Origin of the sequence: Burkholderia sp. ABCPW 14 (assembly GCF_001523835.1) — a bacterium.
GTDB classification, from domain to species: domain Bacteria; phylum Pseudomonadota; class Gammaproteobacteria; order Burkholderiales; family Burkholderiaceae; genus Burkholderia; species Burkholderia mayonis.
Map to the genome: position 1 here is coordinate 1 of NZ_LOVS01000153.1, position 24,779 is coordinate 24,779.

The 24,779-nt window shown below is 67.9% G+C and carries 18 protein-coding genes; 10 read left to right on the plus strand and 8 right to left on the minus strand.

The window, feature by feature from the left end:
• Positions 1 to 1,413, plus strand: a 1,413-nt coding sequence (locus WS62_RS24850) for a CaiB/BaiF CoA transferase family protein (protein WP_066576718.1), incomplete at its 5' end; no start/stop codon positions are given.
• Between the two features lie 214 nt (positions 1,414 to 1,627).
• A complete protein-coding gene (locus WS62_RS24855; protein WP_066576549.1) occupies positions 1,628 to 2,959 on the plus strand; it encodes an MFS transporter in 1,332 nt (443 codons plus the stop codon).
• Positions 2,960 to 3,470: 511 nt separating this feature from the next.
• On the opposite strand, the gene WS62_RS24865 is transcribed toward WS62_RS24855, so the two are convergent.
• Both WS62_RS24865 and argA read right to left on the minus strand, forming a co-directional pair.
• Positions 3,471 to 3,746, minus strand: a complete 276-nt coding sequence (locus WS62_RS24865) for an oxidative damage protection protein (RefSeq protein ID WP_010111094.1) — start codon at positions 3,744 to 3,746, stop codon at positions 3,471 to 3,473.
• A gap of 50 nt (positions 3,747 to 3,796) precedes the next feature.
• Entirely contained in the window at positions 3,797 to 5,173 is a 1,377-nt protein-coding gene (gene argA, locus WS62_RS24870) for an amino-acid N-acetyltransferase (protein ID WP_066576551.1), read from the minus strand.
• Positions 5,174 to 5,196: 23 nt separating this feature from the next.
• On the opposite strand from argA, the gene hrpA reads away from it, so the two are divergent.
• From hrpA to WS62_RS24895, 5 genes are all read left to right on the plus strand, one after another.
• On the plus strand, positions 5,197 to 9,333 hold the full coding sequence (hrpA, locus tag WS62_RS24875; RefSeq protein WP_066576553.1) for an ATP-dependent RNA helicase HrpA: 4,137 nt from the start codon (positions 5,197 to 5,199) through the stop codon (positions 9,331 to 9,333).
• A gap of 100 nt (positions 9,334 to 9,433) precedes the next feature.
• On the plus strand, positions 9,434 to 10,426 hold the full coding sequence (locus tag WS62_RS24880; RefSeq protein ID WP_066576555.1) for a YVTN family beta-propeller repeat protein: 993 nt from the start codon (positions 9,434 to 9,436) through the stop codon (positions 10,424 to 10,426).
• Positions 10,427 to 10,445: 19 nt separating this feature from the next.
• On the plus strand, positions 10,446 to 11,435 hold the full coding sequence (locus WS62_RS24885; protein WP_066576556.1) for a sterol desaturase family protein: 990 nt from the start codon (positions 10,446 to 10,448) through the stop codon (positions 11,433 to 11,435).
• A gap of 525 nt (positions 11,436 to 11,960) precedes the next feature.
• Positions 11,961 to 12,794 (plus strand): EI24 domain-containing protein, encoded by an 834-nt coding sequence (locus WS62_RS24890; protein ID WP_066576557.1) that lies wholly within the window; start codon positions 11,961 to 11,963, stop codon positions 12,792 to 12,794.
• Positions 12,791 to 13,609, plus strand: coding sequence for a competence/damage-inducible protein A (locus tag WS62_RS24895; RefSeq protein WP_066576559.1), 819 nt, complete (start codon positions 12,791 to 12,793; stop codon positions 13,607 to 13,609). The genes WS62_RS24890 and WS62_RS24895 overlap by 4 nt, the downstream gene beginning before the upstream one ends.
• Positions 13,610 to 13,812: 203 nt before the next feature.
• Here the strand turns inward: WS62_RS24895 and WS62_RS24900 are convergent, their stop codons facing one another.
• Positions 13,813 to 14,277, minus strand: a complete 465-nt coding sequence (locus WS62_RS24900) for a rhodanese-like domain-containing protein (protein WP_066576563.1) — start codon at positions 14,275 to 14,277, stop codon at positions 13,813 to 13,815.
• A gap of 395 nt (positions 14,278 to 14,672) precedes the next feature.
• Here WS62_RS24900 and glnA point away from each other — a divergent pair, with 395 nt between their 5' ends.
• From glnA to ntrC, 3 genes are all read left to right on the plus strand, one after another.
• Positions 14,673 to 16,088: a type I glutamate--ammonia ligase gene (gene glnA, locus WS62_RS24905; RefSeq protein ID WP_025989908.1), complete on the plus strand. Its 1,416-nt coding sequence runs from the start codon at positions 14,673 to 14,675 to the stop codon at positions 16,086 to 16,088.
• Between the two features lie 166 nt (positions 16,089 to 16,254).
• Positions 16,255 to 17,397: a nitrogen regulation protein NR(II) gene (gene glnL, locus WS62_RS24910; protein ID WP_066576566.1), complete on the plus strand. Its 1,143-nt coding sequence runs from the start codon at positions 16,255 to 16,257 to the stop codon at positions 17,395 to 17,397.
• 37 nt (positions 17,398 to 17,434) lie between these two features.
• Positions 17,435 to 18,964: a nitrogen regulation protein NR(I) gene (gene ntrC, locus WS62_RS24915; RefSeq protein WP_066576568.1), complete on the plus strand. Its 1,530-nt coding sequence runs from the start codon at positions 17,435 to 17,437 to the stop codon at positions 18,962 to 18,964.
• Between the two features lie 209 nt (positions 18,965 to 19,173).
• Here the strand turns inward: ntrC and xth are convergent, their stop codons facing one another.
• The 5 genes from xth to narI all read right to left on the minus strand — a co-directional run bounded on the left by xth (position 19,174) and on the right by narI (position 24,767).
• Positions 19,174 to 19,950 (minus strand): exodeoxyribonuclease III, encoded by a 777-nt coding sequence (xth, locus tag WS62_RS24920; RefSeq protein ID WP_066576571.1) that lies wholly within the window; start codon positions 19,948 to 19,950, stop codon positions 19,174 to 19,176.
• 135 nt (positions 19,951 to 20,085) lie between these two features.
• Positions 20,086 to 20,910, minus strand: coding sequence for an FkbM family methyltransferase (locus tag WS62_RS24925; protein ID WP_231748412.1), 825 nt, complete (start codon positions 20,908 to 20,910; stop codon positions 20,086 to 20,088).
• Positions 20,911 to 21,270: 360 nt separating this feature from the next.
• On the minus strand, positions 21,271 to 21,972 hold the full coding sequence (locus WS62_RS24930) for a response regulator (protein WP_066576588.1): 702 nt from the start codon (positions 21,970 to 21,972) through the stop codon (positions 21,271 to 21,273).
• A gap of 23 nt (positions 21,973 to 21,995) precedes the next feature.
• Positions 21,996 to 23,930: a type IV pili methyl-accepting chemotaxis transducer N-terminal domain-containing protein gene (locus tag WS62_RS24935; RefSeq protein WP_066576591.1), complete on the minus strand. Its 1,935-nt coding sequence runs from the start codon at positions 23,928 to 23,930 to the stop codon at positions 21,996 to 21,998.
• A 150-nt stretch (positions 23,931 to 24,080) separates the two neighbouring features.
• A complete protein-coding gene (narI, locus tag WS62_RS24940; RefSeq protein ID WP_066576592.1) occupies positions 24,081 to 24,767 on the minus strand; it encodes a respiratory nitrate reductase subunit gamma in 687 nt (228 codons plus the stop codon).
• Positions 24,768 to 24,779: the final 12 nt, after the last annotated feature.

A 24,779-nucleotide genomic window follows, 5' to 3' on the forward strand; every position in this document is an offset into this window, starting at 1 on the left:
GCAAACACGGCAAACACGGCAAACACGGCAAACACGGCAAACACGGCAAACACCGCAAACACGGCAAACACGGCAAACACCGCAAACACCGCAAACACGGCAAACACCGCAAACACCGCAAACACCGCAAACACCGCAAACACCGCAAACACCGCAAACACCGCAAACACCGCAAACACCGCAAACACCCCGAACCCGAACGGCACGAACAACGCGACGACGACCACGCCCCCCCCATCCGGCGCGCTCGCCGGCCTGAAAATCGTCGATCTGAGCCGCGTCCTCGGCGGCCCGTACTGCACGCAGGCGCTCGCTGACCACGGCGCGCGCGTGATCAAGGTCGAGCCGCCGACGGGCGACGAAACGCGCGGCTGGGGCCCGCCGTTCTTCGACGACGACGCGTGGTACTTCACCGGCGTGAACCGCAACAAGGAGGGGATCGCGCTCGACCTGTCGCGCGACGAAGGCCGCGCGATCCTCTGGCGCATGCTCGAGGACGCGGACGTGCTCGTCGAAAACTTCAAGCCCGGCACGCTCGCGCGCTGGGGGATGGACTACGAGCGCGACCTGCGCCCGCGCTTTCCGCGCCTGATCCATTGCGCGATCACGGGCTTCGGCGCCGACGGCCCGCTCGGCGGGCTGCCGGGCTACGACGCGGTGATCCAGGCGATGGCGGGCCTGATGAGCGTCAATGGCGACGCCGACGGCGACGCGACGCGCATCGGCCTGCCGATCGTCGACATGGTGACGGGCTTGAACGCACTCGCCGGCATCCTGCTCGCGCTCGCCGAGCGCGAAAAAAGCAGCGCCGGCCAGTCGATCGACATCGCGCTGTACGACTGCGGCGTGTCGCTCCTGCATCCGCATCTGCCGAACTGGTTCGGCTCCGGACGCACGCCCGCGCGCAGCGGCAATGCGCATCCGAACATCGCGCCGTACGACAGCTACCGCACCGCGACCGCGCCGATTTTTCTCGCGGTCGGCAACGATCGGCAATTCGCGCGGCTGTGCGCGCATCTCGGCGTGCCCGCGCTCGCGGGCGATCCGCGCTTCGTCGACAACCGGAGCCGCTGCGCGCATCGCGCCGAGCTGAAGGCGAGCCTCGAAGCGCGGCTCGCGACTCGCGATTGCGAGACGCTCGCGCGCGCGCTGATGGGCGAGGGCGTGCCGTGCGGGCCGGTGCGCACGGTCGATTCGGTCGCGCGCGATCCGCACACGCTGCATCGCGGGCTCGTCGTCGAGATGGGCCGCTATCGCGGGGCGGCGTCGCCGATCAAGCTGTCGCGCACGCCCGCGACGTACCGCAGCGCGCCGCCGACGCTCGGCCGCGACACGCGCGCGGTGCTCGATGCGCTCGGCATCGATGCGGCGACGCAGGCGCGGCTCGTCGAGGCGGGCGTATTGAAGGAATGAACGTGAGCGAACAGACGCGGCTGCCGAAACGAAGCGGCGGCCGCGGCTAGACGGTCGGCGCCGGGCGAGTCCGCGGCCGCGAGACCGAAGGCGATCGAGCCTCCGGCCGAACGGTCCGCGTCGCTCGTCCGGCACGACCGAACCCGGAGCGATCCGGCCCAAACGGTGAAGGCGCGCGCGAGTCGCGCCACCGACGAGAATCATGGAGACAACGATGACTTCCCAGCACGATGACCGCGCCGACCGCGCGCCGGTCGGCCAGCCCGCGCGCGCCGCGCTCGCGGCGTTCGTCGGCACGACGATCGAGTGGTACGACTTCTACATCTACGCGACCGCGTCCGCGCTCATCTTCGGCAAGCTGTTCTTTCCGTCGAGCGAGCCGTTCTTCAGCACGCTCGCGTCGTTCGGCACGTTCGCGGTCGGCTTTTTCGCGCGCCCGTTCGGCGGCCTCGTTTTCGGCCACCTCGGCGACCGGATCGGCCGCAAGAAGGCGCTCGTCGCGACGCTCGTCATCATGGGGCTCGGCACGGTCGGCATCGGCCTCTTGCCCGCCTACGCGCAGGCGGGCCTGGCCGCGCCGATTGCGCTCGTCGTGCTGCGGATCGCGCAAGGCATCGCGATCGGCGGCGAATGGGGCGGCGCGGTGCTGATGGCGAGCGAGCATGCGAGCGCGGACAAGCGCACGTTCGTCGCATCGTTCGCGCAGCTCGGCAGTCCGGCCGGGCTGATCCTCGCGCTGCTCGCGTTCCGCATCGTCTCCGGGATGGAGCACGATGCGTTCCTGTCGTGGGGCTGGCGGCTGCCGTTTCTCGCGAGCGCGGCGCTCCTCGTCGTCGGCCTCGCGATCCGCGCGGGCGTCGACGAATCGCCGGAGTTCGCGCGCGTGAAAGCGGAGCGGCGCACGGCGGCGCTGCCCGTCGCCGAGGTGGTGCGCAATGCGTGGCGCACGCTGCTGCTCTGCCTCGGCGCGAACGTGATCGGCGTCGCGGGCGCGTGGTTCGTCAACACGTTCATGCTGAACTACACGACGCAGACGCTCGGGCTCGACCGCGCGCTGATTCTCGATTGCCTGTTTGTCGTCGCGTTCATCCAGCTCGGCACGCAGCTCGCGTCCGGCTGGTTCGCGCAGCGCGTCGGCACGGGGCGCTTCCTGAAGACGGCCGCCGCGCTCGCGATCGCGTCGCCGTATCCGATGTTCGCGCTCGTGTCGACGGGCCGGCCGATCGCGATCGTCGTCGGCATCGCGATCGCGGTGATGTGCATGTCGAGCTCGTACGCGGTGATGGCGGGCTTCATGTCGACGGCGTTCGACGTGCGCGTCCGCTACTCGGCGATCTCGCTGTCGTACCAGTTGTGCGCGGCGCTCGCGGGCGGGCTCACGCCGCTCGTCGGCACGCTGCTCGCGCACCGCTTCGCGGGCCAGTGGTGGCCGCTCGCCGCGTTCTACAGCGCGCTCGCGGCGGTGTCGCTCGTGTGCATCGCGACGCTCGAGCGTGGCCGGCGGGGCACCGCCGTGGCGGGGAGCGGAGCGCTCGCGAAGCCTTGAGGGCGATGCGCGAGGGCCGCACGTTGCGCGCCGCACGAAAAGGCGGAGACGGCGAGCGCGGCGGCGGCGCGGCGCGATCGCGTCGTCCAGCCGCGATTGCCGGACGCTTGTCGATGCGCGGACATGTCGATTCGCGGCCCGGCGACATGGCGGGATCGCAACGCCTGCGCGCGCCGCCGCCGCGCTTGCCGACAAGCCCGCCGGCGGAAGCATCGATTCGCCACGCGACGACATCGCGAAATCGCGATGTGATTGCGTGATGAAACAGCGGATGCCGCGGCTTCGCCAATCTTCGGAACGGACGTTGCGAAATCGCGAAGCCGCGAACACCATGAGCGCATGCCGACGTTCCGGCGTCGCGAAGTTCTGGATGCTCGCCGCGCCGGGCCGCGGCGCCGCCTCGGGCGGACGAAGCGTACGCACAAAAAAGCCTCGGGCAGCAATCGCTGCCCGAGGCATTCGTCCGACGTGCGGAAATCGGAAGCGGCGTCGCGCGCCGCGCGGGGGCGTATCAGCCTTGCGTCGGCGGCACGTAGCCGGTCGCCTGGTCCGCGCCTTCGCCGAAGAAATATTTCTCGGTCTGCTTCATCAGATACTGACGCGCGCGCGGATCGGCCATGTTCAGCCGGTTCTCGTTGATGAGCATCGTCTGCTGCTTGAGCCAGCCTTGCCACGCTTCCTTCGACACGCTCTCGTAAAGACGCTTGCCGAGCTCGCCGGGCAGCGGCGGGAAGTCGAGTCCTTCGGCTTCCTTGCCGAGCTTCGCGCATTGAATCATACGGGCCATCGTGTACCTCTCCTGTAATCGTGTTCCGGGGGAAGGGCGCGCCGCGCCGCTCAGAGCTGCTTCATCAGCACGAGCGACTTGCGCTGCCAGTTATAGAGTTTGCGGCGGTCTTCGGGCAGATCGTCGACGGTCACCTTCACGAAGCCGCGCTTCAGGAACCAGTGCTCGGTGCGGGTCGTCAGCACGAAGATCCGCGTCAGGCCGCGCGCGCGGGCGCGCTGCTCGACCCGCTTCAGGAGCCGCTCGCCGTCGCCCGAGCCTTGCGCCTCGGGCGCGACCGTCAGGCAGGCCATCTCGCCGATCTTCTCCGTCGAGTACGGATAGAGCGCCGCGCAACCGAACAGCACGCCGTCGTGCTCGATGACCGAGAAGTGATCGATGTCGCGCTCGATCTGGTGGCGGCCGCGCCGCACGAGCGTGCCGTCCGATTCGAGCGGCTCGATGAGGGTCAGGATGCCGCCGACGTCGTCCGGCGTCGCCTCGCGCAGGCTCTCGAGGTTCTCGTACGAGATCATCGTGCCGACGCCGTCGTGCAGGAACAGCTCGAGCAGCACGCTGCCGTCGAGCGATTGCGGAATCAGGTGCGCGCGCGCGACGCCGCCGCGGCACGCGCGGATCGCGTGCTTCAGGTAGAACGCGTCGTCGCCTTGCAGGTCGCCCGAGTCGAGCAACTCGGCCGCCGCGTCGAGCGACATCTCGCGCACGAGCTCGCCCGCTTCGTCGACGATGCCGGGCGTTTCGGTCAGGAAGATGATCTTGTCCGCGCGCAGCGCGATCGCGGCCGCCGACGCGACGTCTTCCATCGACAGGTTGAACGCCTCGCCCGTCGGCGAGAAGCCGAGCGGCGACAGCAGCACGAGCTTGCGGCTCGCGAGCGAATGGCGGATCGACTCGGCGTCGATCTTGCGCACGACGCCCGTGTGCGCGAAGTCGACGCCGTCGAGAATCCCGACCGGCCGCGCGGTGACGAAGTTGCCCGATACGACGCTGATGTGCGCGTGCGCCATCGGCGTGTTCGGCAGGCCCTGGCTGATCGCCGCCTCGATGTCGAGCCGGACTTCGCCCGCCGCTTCCTTCGCCGATTCGAGCGCGCGCGCGTCGGTGATCCGCAGGCCGTGCGAGAACGACGATTCGACGCCGTGCAGGTTCAGTTGCTCCTCGACCTGCGGCCGCGAGCCGTGCACGAGCACGATCTGGATGCCCATCGCCTGCAGGAGCGCGATGTCGGAGACGAGCGCGTTCAGCAGCCCGCGTTGCACGACCTCACCGCCGAAGCCGACGACGAACGTGTTGTTGCGGAACCGGTGGATATAGGGCGCGACTGAGCGCATCCAGTCGACGAACTGCGCGTGGAGGGCGGCTTCGTCGTCGGATTGCTGGGGAGCGACGCCCGGCTGGGCGGCGGGAAGGTCGGTTTGGGAATTCATGGGCGGGATTATAATGCGCCCCCATGTCGAATGTACCTAAAAGTCCCGCGCAAAAACGTGCGGGCACGCCGGGCGAGCCGCGGCCCGCCGACGCGGGGACGGGCCGTCCGCCGCGTCCGCCGAGCACGGCGCCCGCGCAGGACCGCGCGCCGCGCGCCGCGCGCCGCGAATCCGTCCCCCAGGCCGCCCGGCCGCCGCGTGCGCGCGTCGCGCCGAATCCCGTTGCGCCGATCACGTTTCCCGAAAGCCTGCCCGTATCGGGCCGGCGCGACGAGATCGCGCGCGCGATCGCCGATCATCAGGTCGTGATCGTCTGCGGCGAGACGGGCTCGGGCAAGACGACCCAGCTCCCGAAGATCTGTCTCGCGCTCGGCCGCGGCGTCGGCGCGGGCGGCGCGGGCCTGATCGGCCATACGCAGCCGCGGCGGCTCGCGGCGTCGTCGACGGGGCGCCGCATCGCCGAGGAACTCGGCACGCCGTTCGGCGAAGTGGTCGGCTACAAGGTGCGCTTCACCGACAACCTCGCGCCGGGCGCGTCCGTCAAGCTGATGACGGACGGCATCCTGCTCGCCGAGACGCAGACCGATCCGCTCCTCACGGCGTACGACACGCTGATCATCGACGAGGCGCACGAGCGCAGCCTCAACATCGACTTCCTGCTCGGCTATCTGAAGCAGATTCTGCCGAAGCGGCCGGACCTGAAGCTGATCGTCACGTCGGCGACGATCGACGCCGACCGCTTCGCGCGCCATTTCGGCGGCGACGAGCGGCCCGCGCCCGTGATCGAGGTGAGCGGGCGGCTGTATCCGGTCGAAGTCCGCTACCGGCCGATCGCCGACGACCGGCCGGCCGCCGTGCGGCACGCGGAGGGCGCGGCGTCCGGCCGCGACCGCGCGAAGACCGCGCGCGAGGCGGAGCGCGACTTGATGGACGGCATCGTCGATGCGGTCGACGAGCTGTGCCGCGAAGGCCCGGGCGACGTGCTCGTGTTCCTGGCCGGCGAGCGCGAGATCCGCGACGCGGCCGAGGCGCTGCGCAAGCACCATCCGCCGCACACCGAAATCCTGCCGCTGTTCGCGCGGCTGTCGGCGGCCGAGCAGGAGCGCGTGTTCAAGCCGTCGAACGCGCGCCGGATCGTGCTCGCGACGAACGTCGCCGAAACGTCGCTCACGGTGCCGGGCATCCGCTACGTCGTCGATACGGGCCTCGCGCGCGTGAAGCGCTATTCGTATCGGAACAAGGTCGAGCAGTTACAGATCGAGTCGATCTCGCAGGCGGCCGCGAATCAGCGCGCGGGCCGCTGCGGCCGCGTCGCCGACGGCATCTGCATCCGCCTCTATGAAGAGAGCGACTTCGCCGCCCGTGTGCGCTTCACCGATCCGGAAATCCTGCGCTCGTCGCTCGCGTCGGTGATCCTGCGGATGAAGTCGCTGCATCTTTCGGCGATCGAATCGTTTCCGTTCATCGAGCCGCCGCCCGGCCGCGCGATCGCGGACGGCTACCAGTTGCTGAACGAGCTCGGCGCGGTCGACGACGACAACGCGCTCACGCCGCTCGGCCGCGAGCTCGCGCGCCTGCCGCTCGATCCGCGCGTCGGCCGGATGATTCTCGCCGCGCGCGACCAGCAGGCACTGCGCGAAATGCTCGTCATCGCGAGCGCGCTGTCCGTGCAGGACCCGCGCGATCGTCCGCTCGACGCGCAGGAGCAGGCCGACCAGGCGCACCGGCGCTTCGCCGACGAGCGCTCCGAATTCCTCCAGTGGCTGAAGATCTGGGCGTGGTTCGAGGAGGCGGTCGCGCATAAGAAGTCGAACCGGCAGCTCGTCGACGCGTGCCGGCAGAACTTCCTGTCGCATCTGCGGCTGCGCGAATGGCGCGACGTCCACTCGCAGCTTCTGACCGTCGTGCGCGAGCACGGCTGGCGGCTGAACGAGGCCGATGCGACGTTCGAGCAGATCCACCTGTCGCTGTTGACGGGCCTTCTCGGCAACATCGGCTTCAAGGCCGAGGACGAGCCGCACTACCTCGGCGCGCGCGGGATCAAGTTCCACCTGTGGCCGGGTTCCGCGCTCGTGAAGAAGGCGGGGCGCTGGGTGATGGCGGCCGAGCTCATCGAGACGAGCCGGCTGTACGCGCGTTGCATCGCGAAGATCGAGCCGGAATGGATCGAGCGGATCGGCGTGCACCTGCTGAAGAAATCGCTGTCGGAGCCGCATTGGGAGAAGCGCCCCGCGCAGGTCTCCGCGTTCGAGCGCGCGACGCTGTACGGGCTGACCGTCTATCACCGGCGGCGCGTCGCGTTCGGCCGGCAGGACCCGGCGCGTGCGCGCGAGCTGTTCATCCGAGGCGCGCTCGTCGGCGGCGAGTTCGACACGAAGCTCGCGTTCTTCGCGCACAACCGCAAGCTGCTCGCCGACATCGAGCAGCTCGAGCACAAGTCGCGCCGGCAGGACGTGCTCGTCGACGACGAGCTGATCTACGCGTTCTACGATCAGACGGTTCCGGCGGGCATCCACACGGGCGTCGCGTTCGAGCGCTGGTATCGCGACGAGGTGAAGAAGAGCGGACAGCCGGAAGACAAGCTGCGCCTGCTGTATCTGTCGCGCGACGATCTGATGCGCCACGAGGCGGCCGGCGTGACGACCGATCTGTTCCCGAAGCGCGCGACGATGGCGGGCGTCGAGATGGCGCTGTCCTATCACTTCGAGCCCGGCGCGCCGCGTGATGGCGTGACGCTCGCCGTGCCGCTCTTCGCGCTGAACCAGGTCGACGCGCGCCGCGCCGAGTGGCTCGTGCCGGGGATGCTGAAGGAGAAGGTGCAGTTGCTGCTGAAGTCGCTGCCGCAGAAGCTGCGCCGCCACTGCGTGCCGCTGCCCGAGTATGCGGCAGGCTTCGTCGAGCGCGTGGGCGCCGAGCGTTTCGGCGCGGGCGGCCTCGTCGAGGGGCTGATCGCCGACATCCGCGGAGAGACGCAGATCGCGACGAAGACGTCCGATTTCAAGCTCGAGACGCTGCCCGCGCACCTGTTCATGAACTTCAAGGTGATCGACGAGCACGGCCGGCAGCTTGCGATGGGGCGCAATCTCGCGCAACTGCGTGCGGAGCTGGGCGCGCAGGCGCAGCAGCACTTCCAGAAGATCGCCGCCGCCGCGACGATTGCGCCGGCGGGTGAGGGCGAGGGCACGGCGGCTGTGGCCGCGGCCGCGGCCGGCGCACGGCCGGGCGCGCGCGGCGGCGCGTCGCCGCAAGCCGGCGCGCAGTCCGTGGCGCAAGTGGGCGCGGGGGCGGCCGAAGCCGGCGCGACCGCGCTCTACGAGAACCTGACGACCTGGAATTTCGGCAAGCTGCCCGAACTGCTCGAGATCCGCCGGCGCGGCGAGACGCTGTTCGGCTATCCGGCGCTCGTCGATCGCGGCGCGCATTGCGACGTCGAGGTGTTCGATTCGCCCGAGGAAGCGGCGCGGATCCACCGCGCGGGCCTCAGGCGCCTGTTCGCGCTGCAGTTGAAGGAGCCGATCAAGTATCTGGAGAAGAACTTGCCGGGGCTGCGCGAGATGGCGATGCAGTACATGTCGCTCGGCACGCAGGACGAGTTGCGCGACCAGCTGATTGCGACGGCGCTCGACCGCGCGTGCCTGCAGGACCCGCTGCCCGCCGACGACGCGAGCTTCCACGCGCGCCGCGACGAGGGCAAGAGCCGCCTCAACCTGCTCGCGCAGGAGATCGCGCGGCTCGTCGGGCAGATCCTCGCCGAATACGCGGGGCTCGCGAAGAAGCTCACGCAGGCGAAACCGTTTCCGGCCGCGCACGCGGACATGCAGGGGCAGCTCGCGGCGCTCGTCGGCAAGCGCTTCGTCGTCGACACGCCTTACGCGCAGCTTGCGCATTTCCCGCGCTACCTGAAGGGCATCGCGCTGCGGATCGACAAGCTGAAGGCCGATCCCGCGCGCGACGCGCGCCAGTTCGCCGAGCTGCAGCCGCTCGCGCAGCACTGTCAGCGGGCGGTCGCGCAGCGCGGCGGCGTCGCGGACGCGCGGCTCGCCGAGTTCCGCTGGCTGCTCGAAGAGCTGCGGATCTCGCTTTTCGCACAGGAGCTGCGCACGCCGATGCCGGTGTCCGTCAAGCGGCTGTACAAAGTGTGGGAGTCGATGCAGCGCTGAACGCGGTTCAGCGTACGCGGGTTCACACTTGGGCGCGGGACGTCAACCGGCGGCGTTCTCGCGCGTTTTACAATCACGCCAGTCCACGACGTGAGTCTTCATGCGCAATTTCCTTTCCCTCGGCCGCACGCTCGCGCTTGCCGCCGCCGTGCTGGCGCCCGTCGCCGCCTTCGCGAACAACGTGATCGTGCTGAATTCGGCCGAAGCGACGCTCTCCCTGATCGACGAGAACACACGCCAGGTCGTCGGTCAGTATCCCACCGGCAAGGAGCCGCACCACCTGATGGCGACGCCCGACAATTCGTCGCTGATCGTCGCGAACTCGGTGTCCAACAGCTTGTTGTTCCTCGATCCGAAGACGGGCAAGCCGCAGCGCACGCTCGAAGGAATCGACGATCCGTACCAGCTCGGCTTCTCGCCCGATCGCAAGTGGTTCGTCGCGGCGGGCCTGCGGCTCGATCGCGTCGACATCTACCGGTACGACGGCCGTGACCTGACGCTCGCCAAGCGCGTGCCGCTCGAGGTGATGCCGAGCCACCTCGCGTTCACGAAGGACGGCAAGACGGTGCTCGTGACGCTGCAGGTATCGGGCGAACTGGCCGCGATCGATCTCGCGACGCAGACGGTCAAGTGGAAGATGAAGGTCGGCAAGGTGCCGGCGGGCCTCTGGCTCACGCCCGGCGACAAGTACGTGCTGATCGGGATGACGGGCGCCGATTATGTCGCCGTCGTCGACTGGCGCAACCAGAAGATCGTGAAGACGATCCAGACCGGCAACGGCGCGCACAATTTCCGCTCGCTCGCGGACGGCACGCACGTCGCCGTGACGAACCGGGTCGCGAACACGATCAGCATCATCGACGAGAACGCGCTCACGAACGTCGGCGACATCACGGGCCTGCTGCCCGGCCCGGACGACATGGAGCTGTCCGCCGACAAGAAGACGCTGTGGGTGACGTTCCGCTTCGCGAAGAAGGTCGGCGTGATCGACCTGCCGAGCCGCAAGCTGATCCAGACGATTTCGGTCGGCCGTTCGCCGCACGGAATCTATTTCTACGATCGGGCGCCGTGGATGGCGCCGAACGGCGCTTGACGCGGCGGGGGAGCGGTCCATGCTGCATATGATCGTCGCCGCGCTCGACGGCTTCGTGTCCGATCTGCAGACCTGGCTGTACGTCGATATCGTGCAGCCGGTGATGTTCAAGGTCGGCCTGATGGACTACGACGAGGATACGTACGACGCGCTCTACTGGGTGATCGTCGGCGCGCTGCAGGTCGTCGCGATGTACGTGCTGCTGCGCCCGCTCGAGGCGCTGCGTCCCGTCGAGCAATGGGCGAACCGCAAGGAGGCGCGCGTCGACGTAATCTACACGCTGATCGCGAAGCTCGGCATCTTCAACCTGTTCTTCTTCTTCGCAATGCAGCCGGTCTTCGACAACTTCCAGTCGCGGCTGCGCCTCTTCGGGATTTCCAACGTCAATCTCGACTACCTGTGGCCGGGCGTCACGTCGAGGCCGATCGTCGCGTTCGCGATCTATTTGATCGTGCTCGATTTCGCCGGCTACTGGTATCACCGCTGGCAGCACCGGATCGGCGTCTGGTGGGAGCTGCACGCCGTGCATCACAGCCAGCGCCAGATGTCGCTCTGGTGTGACGACCGTAACCACCTGCTCGACGACGTGATCCAGGCGTGCTTCTTCGCGGCGATCGCGCTCGTGATCGGCGTGTCGCCGTCGCAGTTCGTCGTGCTGACGGCGGTCACGAACTTCGTGCAGAGCATCCAGCATACGAACGCGCGGCTGTCGTTCGGCCGGCTCGGCGAGCGGCTGATCGTCAGCCCGACGTTCCATCGCCGCCATCACGCGGTCGGCTACGGCCATGAGGGCACGAAGTACGGCTGCAACTTCGGCGTGCTGTTCCCGTGGTGGGACATGCTGTTCCGCACCGCGTCGTGGAGCCGCGCGCCCGAGCCCACCGGCATCCGCGAGCAGTACGACGGCGTGTCGTACGGCGATGGCTTCTGGGCGCAGCACGGGCTCGCGTTCATGCGGATCGCGCGGCGGCTCGCGCCGAAGAAGCCGCGCGGCGCGGCTTCGGCGTAAGCGGCGCGGGCGGGGCGTCGTGCCGGCTCGTTTGGGGCGGCGCGACGCGGGTCGCTCGATTCGCGTGCCGCGTCGCGCGTTCCGCCGCGGACGAGGTTTTTCGATTGGTTCGCCGGCGGCGCGAAGTCTGCCGTTTCCCTCTTCAGCGCTGCGCCGAGTGGCGATACGCGTTCGTTTCTTGACGATTTCCGTCGTTGTATACGTTTTCAGGCGTCGTTTGGCCGTTTCTCTGCGCGCGGCGGATTGCACGCAGCCTGCACGCAGCGGCGGATGTCGGAATGTCATGCCGGATCGCTTTTCGCACCGGATCTCGTTGTAGCCGGCGTCGTTTGCCGGCAGCCAGCCGTTGCGCCGTCGATCGCGAGCCGCCGCGATTCTTGCCGCCGTCATCCAGCGCCGCAGCAGCGCGCGTTTCTCCGATCCGCGTCCCCCCGTTCCGCTACCGCCCCGTTTTGCCGCACGCGCGCCGCGTGGTTTATCCTTGCCGAGCTTTCCCCATCATTCTCGATCGATGATCCGTCCCGCATGAACGACCTGCTGCGCTCCTTCGGCCGGGCGCTCGCGAGTGCGCTGCACCCGCGGATGCTCTGGCTCACCTTCATGCCGTTTATCGTCGCCGCGGTGCTCTGGGGCGTCGTGCTGTGGTTCGCGTGGCAGCCGCTCGTCGACGCCGCGCGCGCGGCGCTCGACGGCTTCGCGCTGACGGCGCTCGTCTACAAGTTCTTCGCCGCGATCGGCGCGTCGCAGTTGCATGCGGTCGTCGCGCCGTTCGTCGTCGTGTCGCTCGCGATCCCGCTCATCGTGCTGACCGTGCTGCTGCTGATCGCGACGCTCTCGATGCCCGCCGTCGTGACCCAATTGTCGAAACGCCAGTTCGCGTCGCTCGAGATGAAGCGGGGCGGCAGCTGGTTCGGCAGCGTGTTCAATTCGCTGTGGGCCGCGCTCGCGAGCATCGTGCTCCTGATCGTCACGGTGCCGCTGTGGCTGATTCCGCCGTTCTTCGCGCTGCTGCCGCCCGTGATCTGGGGCTGGCTCACGTACCGCGTGATGACCTACGACGCGCTCGCGCTGCACGCGAGCGTCGACGAGCGCCGCGCGCTCGTGCGCAAGCATCGCTGGCCGCTTCTCGGCATCGGCGTCGCGAGCGGGCTGCTCGGCACGGTGCCGACCTTCATCTGGGTGTCGTCGATCTGGATGATGGTGCTGTTTCCGTTCGTCGCCGCCGCGATGATCTGGGTCTACGCATTCATCCTGGTGTTCTCGGCGCTGTGGTTCGGCTTCTATTGCCTGCGCGCGCTGCAGGACCAGCGCGCGGCGGCCGCGAGCGCGACTTCCATCGAACCGACGAGGCAAGCATGACCATCGGCATCATCATCATCGGCGACGAGATCCTGTCCGGGCGCCGCCAAGACAAGCACCTCGCAAAGGTGATCGAACTCCTCGGCGCGCGCGGGCTCGCGCTCGGCTGGGCCGAGTACGTCGGCGACGATCCCGCGCGGATCACGGCGACGCTCGCGCGCACGTTCGCGTCGGACGACATCGTGTTCGCGACGGGCGGGATCGGCGCGACGCCCGACGACCACACGCGCCAGTGCACGGCCGAGGCGCTCGGGGTGCCGCTCGAGCTGCATCCGGAGGCGAAGGCGCTGATCGAGGAGCGGATTCGCGAAACGCATGCGGACCCGGCGAAGCCCATCGATCTCGATTCACCCGAGAACCAGCATCGCTTCAACATGGGCGTGTTCCCGCGCGGCGCGACGATCATCCCGAACGGCTACAACCGGATTCCGGGCTTCTCGTGCGGCGACCACCATTTCGTGCCGGGCTTTCCGGTGATGGCGTGGCCGATGATCGAATGGGTGCTCGACACGAAGTACGCGCACCTGCACCACGCGACGCCGCATGCGGAGCGTTCGCTGTACGTGTTCGAGCTGCCGGAATCGACGTTGACGCCGCTCATGGAGAAGATCGAGCGCGATTTCCCGGGCGTGCGGGTGTTCAGCCTGCCGAGCGTCGGCGACGCGGAGAAGGGCGGGATCTATGCGCGCCGGCACATCGATCTCGGCGTGAAGGGCGAGCCGGAAGCGGTCGCGGCCGCGTTCGTGAAGCTGCGCGAAGGCGTGCATCTGCTCGGCGGCGATATCGTCGAGCCGGCCATGCCGCAGCACGGCTGAGCCGGGCGGACGGCCGACAAGCCGGCGACCGACAAGAAAGAGAGGAGGACCGGCCGGTGGAGTGCCGGCCGGACGCACGGCGGCGCCGACGGGCGTCGCGCCGTGCCGCACCGCGTTGGCGCATGCAGGCCGCGCCGGCGCCGCTCGTCATCGCCGTGTCATCGGCCGGCCCGACGATGGCGGGCGGCGGTGCGTGTGACGTGTCATGCGCCGATCCAGGGCAGGCCGCGGTGGCACCAGCCATCGACGGTCTTCCGGTGCCCTTGTGCGTCTTTCGCGCCTTCGAATCCTTCGAGCAGATCGAATGCCTGCGTGAAGCCGGCCTGCGTGGCGGCGACCGCGGCGAGCTTCGAGCGCGCGGCGCTTCGGCACAGGAACAGGACCGGCTGATCGGGCTGCACGGCCGCGCGCAGCTGGTCGATGAATTCCGCATTCGGCACGCCGCCCGGATAGCGGGTCCATTCGACGTGCGAGTATTGGCCGTCGCCGACGAGCGGACGGCCGACCCAATCGAGCTCCGCGCGGGTGCGCACGTCGACGAGGCGCGCGTTCCGATCGAGCTGCAGCAGTTCGAAGGCCTCGGCGGGCGAGAGCGCGCCCGCGTAGTTCAGGTTGCCTTGCGCGCGGCGCGTGTCGGCCTGCGCGTAAAGCTGTTCAAGCGTACTCATGGCGGGAGGTCTCCTGCGGATCAAAAGAACATTCTAGCGTGCCGGGCGCGCGGCGACGGCCGGCAGTGTCGCCGATGTGCGGTTGTCACCAAAAAGGTGCAGAATGCATCGTTGGCACCAAAAATGTGATTGCTGAGTGCGCGAAGCCTTGTATTGCACAATATTAGTGCTTGTTCGGTGGCGTCCGGGCGCACCGAAGCCCCGAAAGAGCGCGCCCTGGCCCTGACGGGGCGCGGCCTTGCGCGTTTCGCGCCGATCTGGCGCATGCATGGCATGGAAGCTGCTATATAGATCCCGTTCGAATCGGTTGTACGCGGCAAAGAACGCTGCGCTCAGCAGCTCGCTTAACGAGGCGGTCCCAGTCCGCCGGATTTGTTCAATCAGGAGAAGAGGTTATGAGTAAAACCGTCGCCGACGTCATGCAGCTCGTGAAGGACGAGGACGTCAAGTTTGTCGATTTCCGCTTCACGGACACGCGCGGCAAGGAACAGCACGTGTCGGTGCCGGTGTCGGCGTTTGACGAAGACAAGTTCGAAGGCGGTCACGCGTTCGACGGTTCGTCGATCGCGGGCTGGAAGGGCATCGAGGCGTCGGACATGCTGCTCGTGCCGGATCCGGACACCGCCTTCATCGATCCGTTCTATGAAGAGTCGACGCTCGTTCTGACCTGCGACGTCGTCGAGCCGGCGGACGGCAAGGGTTACGAGCGCGATCCGCGCTCGCTCGCACGGCGCGCGGAAGCGTACCTGAAGAGCTCGGGTCTCGGCGACACCGCGTACTTCGGTCCGGAGCCGGAATTCTTCATTTTCGACTCGGTCCAGTGGAACACGGACATGTCGGGCTGCTTCGTGAAGATCGGGTCGGAAGAAGCGCCGTGGTCGTCGGCGAAGGAATTCGAAGGCGGCAACACGGGCCACCGTCCGGGCGTGAAGGGCGGCTACTTCCCGGTCGCGCCGGTCGATTCGTTCCAGGACATGCGCTCGGAAATGTGCCTGCTGCTCGAGCAGATCGGCATTCCGGTCGAAGTGCACCACCACGAAGTGGCGGGCCAGGGCCAGAACGAAATCGGCACGAAGTTCTCGACGCTGGTGCAGCGCGCCGACTGGACGCAGCAGCTGAAGTACATCGTTCTTAACGTCGCGCACACGTACGGCAAGACGGCGACGTTCATGCCGAAGCCCGTCGTCGGCGACAACGGCTCGGGCATGCACGTGCACCAGTCGATCTGGAAGGACGGCCAGAACCTGTTCGCGGGCAACGGCTACGCCGGCCTGTCCGAATTCGCGCTGTTCTACATCGGCGGCATCATCAAGCACGCGCGCGCGCTGAACGCGATCACGAACCCGACGACGAACTCGTACAAGCGTCTCGTGCCGCACTTTGAAGCGCCCGTGAAGCTCGCGTACTCGGCGCGCAACCGCTCGGCGTCGATCCGCATTCCGCACGTGTCGAACCCGAAGGGCCGCCGCATCGAAACGCGCTTCCCGGACCCGATGGCGAACCCGTACCTGTGCTTCTCGGCGCTGATGATGGCGGGTCTCGACGGCGTCCAGAACAAGATCCATCCGGGCGAGGCCGCGGACAAGAACCTGTACGACCTGCCGCCGGAAGAGGATGCAAAGATCCCGACCGTGTGCGCGGGCCTCGACCAGGCGCTCGAAGCACTCGACAAGGACCGCGAGTTCCTCACGCGCGGCGGCGTGTTCACGGACGCGATGATCGATGCGTACCTCGGTCTGAAGGAGCAGGAGCTCGCGAAGTTCCGCATGACGACGCATCCGGTCGAGTTCGAGATGTACTACTCGCTGTAAGCGGCGATGGCGCTTCGTCTCGTCGGCGGACGAAGCGCCGCGGCGCCGACCGGCCTTCGCGCGGCAACTGCGCGCGAAGGCGTCGGACCTTGAAAGGGGACGGCGTGACGCCGTCCCTTTTTTGTTCCGCCCGTCACGGCGGGTTTTGACACGGCATCCACGCAAGATGGTTCTGAAGAATCTGATCAAGGCCAGGGCCGGCCACCCGGAGCGCCTGTCGGACGACGACCGGCTCGCGCGCTCGGGGCTCCTCACGGGACTGGAAGCGCTGCCGACGGTCGTGCTCGTGCTCGACCGGCGCACGCTCAGGATCGCGTTCGCCAATCCGTCGGCGGAGGCGATGCTCGACATCTCGCGCCGGCAGTTGTCGCAGATGCCGTGGGGCGAGATCTTCCCGAATGCGAACGAGCTCGCGACGACGATCACCGCGATCGGCGAAGAGCGTTTTCATGCGACCCATCTCGACACCGTGCTCGACCGCCCGGGCCGCGAGCCGCTGCACGTGCACGCGATCGTCGGCTTTCTCGAAGGCGCGCCCGACTTCGTGCTCGTCGAGCTGTTCGAGAACGAGCGGCAGTCGCGCACCGACCGCGAGGAACGGATTCACGACCTCACGGCCGTCAACAAGCAGTTGATCCGCAATCTCGCGCACGAGATCAAGAATCCGCTCGGCGGGATTCGCGGCGCCGCGCAACTGCTCGAGTTCGAACTCGGCGAGCGTGAGCGCGACGAGCTGCGCGAGTACACGCAGGTGATCATCAAGGAATCGGACCGGCTGCAGACGCTCGTCGACCGCCTGCTCGAGCCGCATCGTCATCCGCACATCGTCGGCGACGTGAACATCCACGAAGTGTGCGAGCGGGTGCGCGCGGTGATGCTCGCGGAATTCCCGCGCGGCCTCACGATCGAGCGCGACTACGACGTGAGCGTGCCCGATCTGCGCGGCGACAAGGAGCAACTGATCCAGGCGCTCCTGAACATCGTGCGCAACGCGGCGCAGGCGCTGCGCGAGCGGATCGCGCAGGGCGACGCGAGGATCGAGCTGCGCACGCGCGTCGCGCGCAAGATCACGATCGCGAAGCGCCTGTACAAGCTGGCACTGGACTTGCATGTGATCGACAACGGCCCCGGCATTCCCGACGACATCCGCGACCGGATCTTCTATCCGCTCGTGTCCGGCCGCGACGACGGCAGCGGGCTCGGGCTCACGCTCGCGCAGACGTTCATTCAGCAGCACGACGGGATGATCGAAGTGGACAGCCGGCCGGGCCGCACCGAATTTCAGATTTTGCTGCCGCTCGATCATTGAGCGGCGGCGCAGCGATTCTCCATACCTCTGACCGACCATGAAGCCGATCTGGATAGTAGACGACGACCAATCGATCCGCTGGGTGCTCGAGAAAGCGCTCGCGCGCGAGAGCTTCGCGACGAGGAGCTTCGCGAACGTGCGCGACGCGCTCGCCGCGCTCGACCAGGAAACGCCGCAGGTGCTCGTATCCGACATCCGGATGCCGGGCGGCTCGGGACTCGAGTTGCTGCAGGCGATGCACGACCGGCTGCCGGGACTGCCCGTCATCATCATGACGGCATTCTCGGATCTGGACAGCGCGGTCGCGGCGTTCCAGGGCGGCGCGTTCGAATACCTCGCGAAGCCGTTCGACGTCGACAAGGCGGTCGAACTGATCCGGCGCGCGGTCGAAGAGAGCCTGCGCGGCGGCGTGCCCGACGACGACAAGCTCGCCGAAGCGCCCGAGATGCTCGGCCAGGCGCCCGCGATGCAGGACATGTTCCGCGCGATCGGGCGGCTGTCGCATTCGGCCGCGACCGTGCTGATCACGGGCGAGTCGGGCACCGGCAAGGAGCTCGTCGCGCGCGCGCTGCATCGGCACAGCCCGCGTGCGAACGGGCCGTTCATCGCACTCAACACGGCGGCGATCCCGAAGGACCTGCTGGAGTCCGAACTGTTCGGCCACGAGCGCGGCGCGTTCACGGGCGCGCAGACGACGCGCCAGGGCCGCTTCGAGCAGGCCGAGAACGGCACGCTGTTCCTCGACGAAATCGGCGACATGCCGTTCGATCTGCAGACGCGTCTGCTGCGCGTGCTGTCGGACGGGCAGTTCTATCGCGTCGGCGGTCACAGCCCGCTGCGCGCGAACGTGCGCGTGATCGCGGCGACGCACCAGAATCTCGAGTCGCGCGTGCGGCAGGGCCTGTTCCGCGAGGACTTGTATCATCGGCTGAACGTGATCCGGCTGCGGCTGCCGCCGCTGCGCGAACGCAGCGAGGACATTGCGCTCCTCACGCGCCACTTCCTGCAGAAGAGCGCGCGCGACCTGGGCGTCGAGCCGAAGCGCGTGTCGGACGAGGCGCTCGCGTATCTGACGTCGCTGCCGTTTCCAGGCAATGTCCGGCAGCTCGAGAACCTCGCGAACTGGCTGACGGTGATGGCGCCCGCGCAGACGGTCGAGGTCAAGGACCTGCCGCCCGATCTCGTCGCGACGCAGACGGCGTCGGGCGGCGTGGCGCCGGCGGAAGCCGTGGTGATCGCAAACACGTCCGTCGCCGGCAACGGCGCGGCCGAGCCGCAGGCGGCAGGCGTGGCCGTCGCCGCGCCCGTCTTGGCGAGCGCGCCCGCGGCGGCGGGCACGACCGCCGGACATCCGCTGTGGGAGCACGGGTTGCGCACCGAGGTCGCGCGCTTGCTGCGCGAGAACTCAGCCGACGTGATGGATGCGCTCGCGCGCCGCTTCGAAGCCGCGGTGATCCGCGAGGCGCTCGACTTCACGCGCGGCCGCAAGGTCGAGGCGGCGGAACGGCTCGGCATCGGCCGCAACACGATCACGCGCAAGATCCAGGAACTGCACCTCGAGTCGTGATCCGATGTGGCGCGATGCGGGCGTCGCATGCGCGGCCCGCATCGATCGACAAGAGAAAACGGGGCGCCTCGAGCGCCCCGTTTGCATGGGATGGCGATGCGTTCGCCGATGCGGGCACGATGCACCGATGCGGCGCTCGGCGCATGCGCCGCGTCGTCGCGCGCGGCGCCGCCGTGCGTCGACGCGCGCGACGATTGCCGTGCGCGAGCTCAACCGATCTGCGCGACGACGGGCGTGTGATCGGACGGCTGCTCCCACGTGCGCGGCACGCGGTCGACCGTGCAACTCGTGCAGGTGTCGGCGAGCGCGGGCGACAGCAGGATGTGATCGATCCGGAGCCCGGCGTTGCGGCGGAATGCGAGCATCCGGTAATCCCACCACGTGAACGTCTTCTCCGGCTGATCGAAGCGGCGGAACGCGTCGATGAAGCCGAGCGAGAGAAGCTGCGCGAAGTGCGCGCGCTCCTGCGGCGACACGAGGTTCTGGCCTTCCCATTTCGCGGGATCGTGCACGTCGCGATCCTCGGGCGCGATGTTGTAGTCGCCCAGCAGCGCGAGCTTCGGATAGCGCTGCATCTCGTCCTTCAGCCACGCCTGCAGCGCGTCGAGCCATTGCATCTTGTAGACGAACTTGTCCGAGTCGAGCGCCTGGCCGTTCGGGAAATACGCGGACACGATCCGCACGCCGTCGATCGTCGCGGCGATCAGGCGCTGCTGCGCGTCCTCGAAACCGGGGATGTTGCGCACGACGTGCGTCTCGTCGAACGGCAGGCTCGCGCGCGCGAGGATCGCGACGCCGTTGTAGGTCTTCTGGCCCGTGAACCAACTGCGATAGCCGGCCGCTTCGAGATCGGCGCGCGGGAATTTCTCGTCGGGGATCTTGAGCTCCTGCAGGCACAGCACATCGACGTTGCTCTGCGCGAGCCAGTCGAGCACGTGCTGCTTGCGCACGTTCAGGGAGTTGACGTTCCAGGTGGCAATTCTCATGGGCGGATCGGCAGGATGCGTAAGGCCGTCATCTTACCGCGAGCCGCCCGCGGCGACCGGAAAGCGTGGTTGCGTACCGGAGGGAAGGGGCGGCGGCCGGCTTCGCGGACGGCGGCCGCCTGCGAGGCGGGGCGATCAGGCGGGCGCCGCCATGCTCGCGAGCGCGGCCGCGTTGCCGGCCATCGCGCTGTCGAATTCGGCGCGCTTTTCGTCGGGGACCATAAAGTAGTCCCAGCACACGTAGTCGCAGCCGAATTTCCAGTCTTCGCGCGTCTCGAGCGGTGTCAGGAAGATGCTGTACAGCACGTATCCGTGATGCTGCGCGAAATCGAACAGCGTTTCGGCCGTGTTGCCGTATGCGCTGTACGACGGCCGTCCGTATTCGACCGACACGAGCGGACGGAATCGGTTCAGCGTGACCTGCGCGCCGTGCAGGCAGTCGATCTCGCCGCCTTCGATGTCGATCTTCATGAACGCGAGCGACTCGAGATCGGCGGTGTGCGCATCGAGCGTGCTGACGGTGACGTCGATCTGCGTGGGATTCGCGGCGTCGGGCAGATTGAATTGACGCTGGCGCAAGCCGCTTTCTTCCGGTGTGCCTTGCGCGTACGTGAACGACGCCGTGCCCGGCTTATTGCTCAGTGCGAGATTGAGCAACTGGACGTTGGGCGTGTTCGCGAACTTCTGGCGCAGGATCTCGTATGCGAACGGCAGCGGCTCGAAGCCGAGCGCGGTGCCGTTCGGCCCGATGCATTCGACGAGAGGTCCGAGATGGCGACCGATATGCGCACCAATGTCGATGATCGTGTCGCCTTGCTTCACCCACTTGCGATAGTGGTATTCGAGCAGCGCTTCGAAGTCGAATCTGACGGCCCCGATATCGAGCAATTCGCGAATCTGTATCAGTTTGGCGCGGCTAGCAGAGTTCTCCACCTTGTCCTCGTCCTTTATGGTCGTCAAAGATGTTTTACTTGTCGCCGGGCGATCGTATCACAGGAGTTGTGGCGGTCGATATCGCCGGATTCGCGCATGTTGCATGCCGCTTTCATAGCTTTCGGCAGGCCGTCGATGGGCGGGCGCGTTCGTTAGGGATACGCATGGTTGGCGAGATGGGCGTCTCTCCTTCAGGCGGCTTCGGTGCGTGGCGAAGAGGGGGGCGGCGGCTCGCGCGCGCCTTCTCTCGCGGATGTTGTCTCGTTGTGCGAAACAAGAGTGAGGATCGGCGCGATCGCGTCGTCGTTCGCGAATGGACGCGGCGCGACGCATCGCTGCGCGGGCGTCACGGCGATGCGTGCTCGCGCGCTGTCGTCGGTCGCCGCGTCATGCTTCGGCCGGATGCGGCGCGGTCAGCCCGCGCTCGACCGCATAGACCGCGATCTGCACGCGGCTCGTCAGGTTCAGCTTCTTCAGGATGTTCTGCACGTGGATCTTCACCGTGCTCTCGGCGACGTCGAACTCGCGCGCGATTTCCTTGTTGCTCGTGCCGCGCGCGAGCGCGCGCACGATGTCGTGCTCGCGCGGCGTCAACTGGTCGGGGTCGACCGACGCATGCGCGACGGGGGCGTGCGCGGCGGCCTGCGCGAGCCGTGTCGCCGCCTGCGGCGCGCGCAGGCTCGCGATCCATTTCGCGGTCATGCTCTCGGCGATCACGGGCTCGCCCGCGGCCGCCTTGCGAATGCCCGCGACGAGCGTCTCCGCGTCGATGTTCTTCACGAGGAAGCCGCACGCGCCGTCGCGCAGCGCGGTCGTCAACTCCTCGGCGTCCTCCGACACCGTGAGGATCACGACGTGCGCCGACGGCACGTCCTGCACGAGCAGTTGCAGCGTCTCGAGCCCGGACAACCCCGGCATGTTCAGGTCGAGCAGGATCACGTCGGGCTGATGCTGCTTCGCGCGCTTCACGCCTTCGACGCCGTCGGACGCTTCGTCGACGACTTCGAAATCCGGCTGGCGTTGCAGCAGCAGCTTGACGCCGCTGCGAAAGAGCGTGTGGTCGTCAATCAACAGTACGCGTATGGTCATGATGCTTGTCCTCGTTCTTGTGTCTATGCCGCCTGTCGCGCGTCGGCCGGCAACACCAGCTCGACGCGCGCGCCGCGCTGCGGCGCGCCTGTCAACGTGAGCGTCGCGCGCAGGCGGGCGGCGCGCTCTCGCATGATCGTGAGTCCGACGTGCGTGTCGGCGCGCGCGGCGAGCGCGGCCGGATCGTAGCCGCAGCCGTCGTCGGCGACGGACAGCCTGAACGCGGCGCCGTTCTCGACTTCGACCGCGACATGCCGCGCATGCGCGTGCTTGCGCACGTTCGACAGCGCTTCCTGCAGGATGAACAGCACCTGCAACTGCTCATCGGGCGGCAGCGGCGCGCCGCCCGTCTCGCGATAGTCGAGATCGCATGCGATGCGCGTCTGCTTCTCGAAGCGCGCGATCGTTTCCTCGATCGCCGCCTTCAGCTCGCCTTGCGTGAGGCGCGTACGGAAGTTGAGGAGCAGCTCGCGCACGTCCGCATAGCTCTGCTCGACGCCGTGCTTGAGCATCGGCACGATTTCGCGCGCATCGACGAGGTTGTCGTGCGCGATCGCATCGCCGAGCATCTGCGTCTGCAGGTTCACGAAGTTGAGGCTCTGCGCGATGCTGTCGTGCAGCCCTTGCGCGACGAGATTGCGCTCTTCGGCGACGGCGAGCTGCCGCGCGCTCGCGGACAGACGCACGTGATCGAGCGCGATCCCGAGATGGCGGCCGAGCGTCTCGAGCACGCGCCGCTCGGCGTCGGGCAGCCGCGACGCGTCGCGGTAGTGCAGCGAGAACGAGCCCAGCACCGCGTCCTGCGTCATCACCTTGAACACGGCGACGGCCGCGAAGCCTTCGCGCGAGCACGGCGTCGGCGCGCGCGCGGCGCTGCCGCGCAGGTCGTGCAGCACGGCTGTCTCCGCGCGCGTCGCGGTGCCGCAGAAGCAGTCGTCGACCGGCATGCAGCGCTCGAGATCGGTGAGCTCGGTCGACAGTCCTTCGGCGATCACGAGATGCAGCTTCTCGCCCGCCGGATCGGTGACGCGGATGCTGCCCGCGTCGGCGTCGAACTGCGCGATCGCGCGCGACAGGAATCCCGCGCACAACGCGTCGACGGCCTGCGGACGGTTCAGGAATGCGGTGATTTCGTAGAGCGCGGTGAGCTCGCGGTTCTGCGCGGCGAGCTGCGCGGTCTTCTGCTGCACGCGCTCTTCGAGCCCCGCGTACAGCTCCTGCAGTTCACTCGCCATCCGGTTGAAGCCGCGCGCGAGATCGCCGAACTCGTCGCGCGTCTGCACGGGCAGCCGCACGGCGAATTCGCGCGCGGCCATGCGCTTCAGGCCGTCGCGCAGCTGCATCACGGGCAGGATGATCCACAGGAACAGCAGGTAGATGACGGCGACCGTGCCCGAGCACGCGAGCAGGCCGAGCCCGATCTGCGACAGGCGCAGCCATGTCGTCTTGCGCGCGTTGTCCGATTCGATCTCGCGCACGAGCAGATCGGCTTCGTCGACGAAGCCCGGCAGCGCGACGAGATAGGCGGCGGCCGCGTCAGGCCCCCGCGCGCCCGTCAGCGCCGCCGTGGCGAGCGGCCGCAGCGCGGCGTTCCAGCGGTCGGTGACGATGTCGAGCTGATGCTGGATGACGGTCGTGTTCGGCAGGAAGAGGGGCCGCGACGGATCGCCTCGGCGCAGCCGCGCGAGCGTGCCGTCGACCGCGTCGACTTCGGCCGAGAGCTGGCGCTGCGGCTCGATGCCCGCGCCCGACAGCTCGACGTACGTGCGCGTCGCGCGCATCCGCAGGCTGCCGGCATCGTTGATCGCCGCGCCCGCGCCTTCGAGCTGCCACGACAGCCACAGCGTGCCGCCCACCATCGCGAGGACGAGCGCCCACGCAATCGCCGACAGCGCGACGATTCGCGTCGACAGGCGGTGCCGCCACGGGGCGGCGGAGTCGGGGAGGGCGGGAGCCATAGCACGTCCTGATTTTTTTGGACATGACAATTGTCCTGCCGAATGTTGCGCTCCCGCTGCGACATAGCGGCACGTGAGGCATCGCGGCGCACTCGCCGGCGCGCCGCGATCGATTTGCTCCGACCCTCCAACGTGAAGCGGGACTGGACCCTAGCGGCGCGCGCGCACGAGCTGCCATGCGCGGCCGACGTACGTGACCGACGCGAAGCCGCTCCACACGTGGACGAGTCGCGTGAACGGGAAGATCGCGAAGAGCGAGATGCCCATGAACAGATGCGCCTTGAAGAGCCACGGCGCATCGGCGACAAAGCTCGCCGCGTCGCCGCGGAACGTGACGATGTGCTGCGCCCACGTCATCAACTGCACCATCAGATGGCCGTCGGTGTGGCTCGCCGATTCGAGGATCGTCGACAGCCCGAGCACGAGCGTGATCAGCAGCCATGCGAGCAGCACCTTGTCGCCGCGGCGCGTGACGGCGGCGATACGCGCGTTCGTCAGGCGCCGATGCAGCAGGATCACGAGGCCGACGAGCGCGAGCGAGCCCATCACGCCGCCCGCCGTCATCGCGACGAGTTGCTTGAGATGATGGGTGACGCCGAGCGTGTCCCACACCACGACGGGCGTGAGCAGCCCGACGAGATGCCCGAAGAACAGCCCGAGCACGCCGACGTGGAACAGGATGTTGCCCGTGCGCAGCGCCCCGCGATGCAAGAGCTGCGAGCTGTCTGACTTCCACGTGTATTGCTCGCGCTCGAAGCGCGCGAGGCTGCCGAACAGGAAGATGGCGGCGGCGATGTACGGATAGATGCCGTAGACGAAACTATTCAGATAATCCATGACGTGACCTCG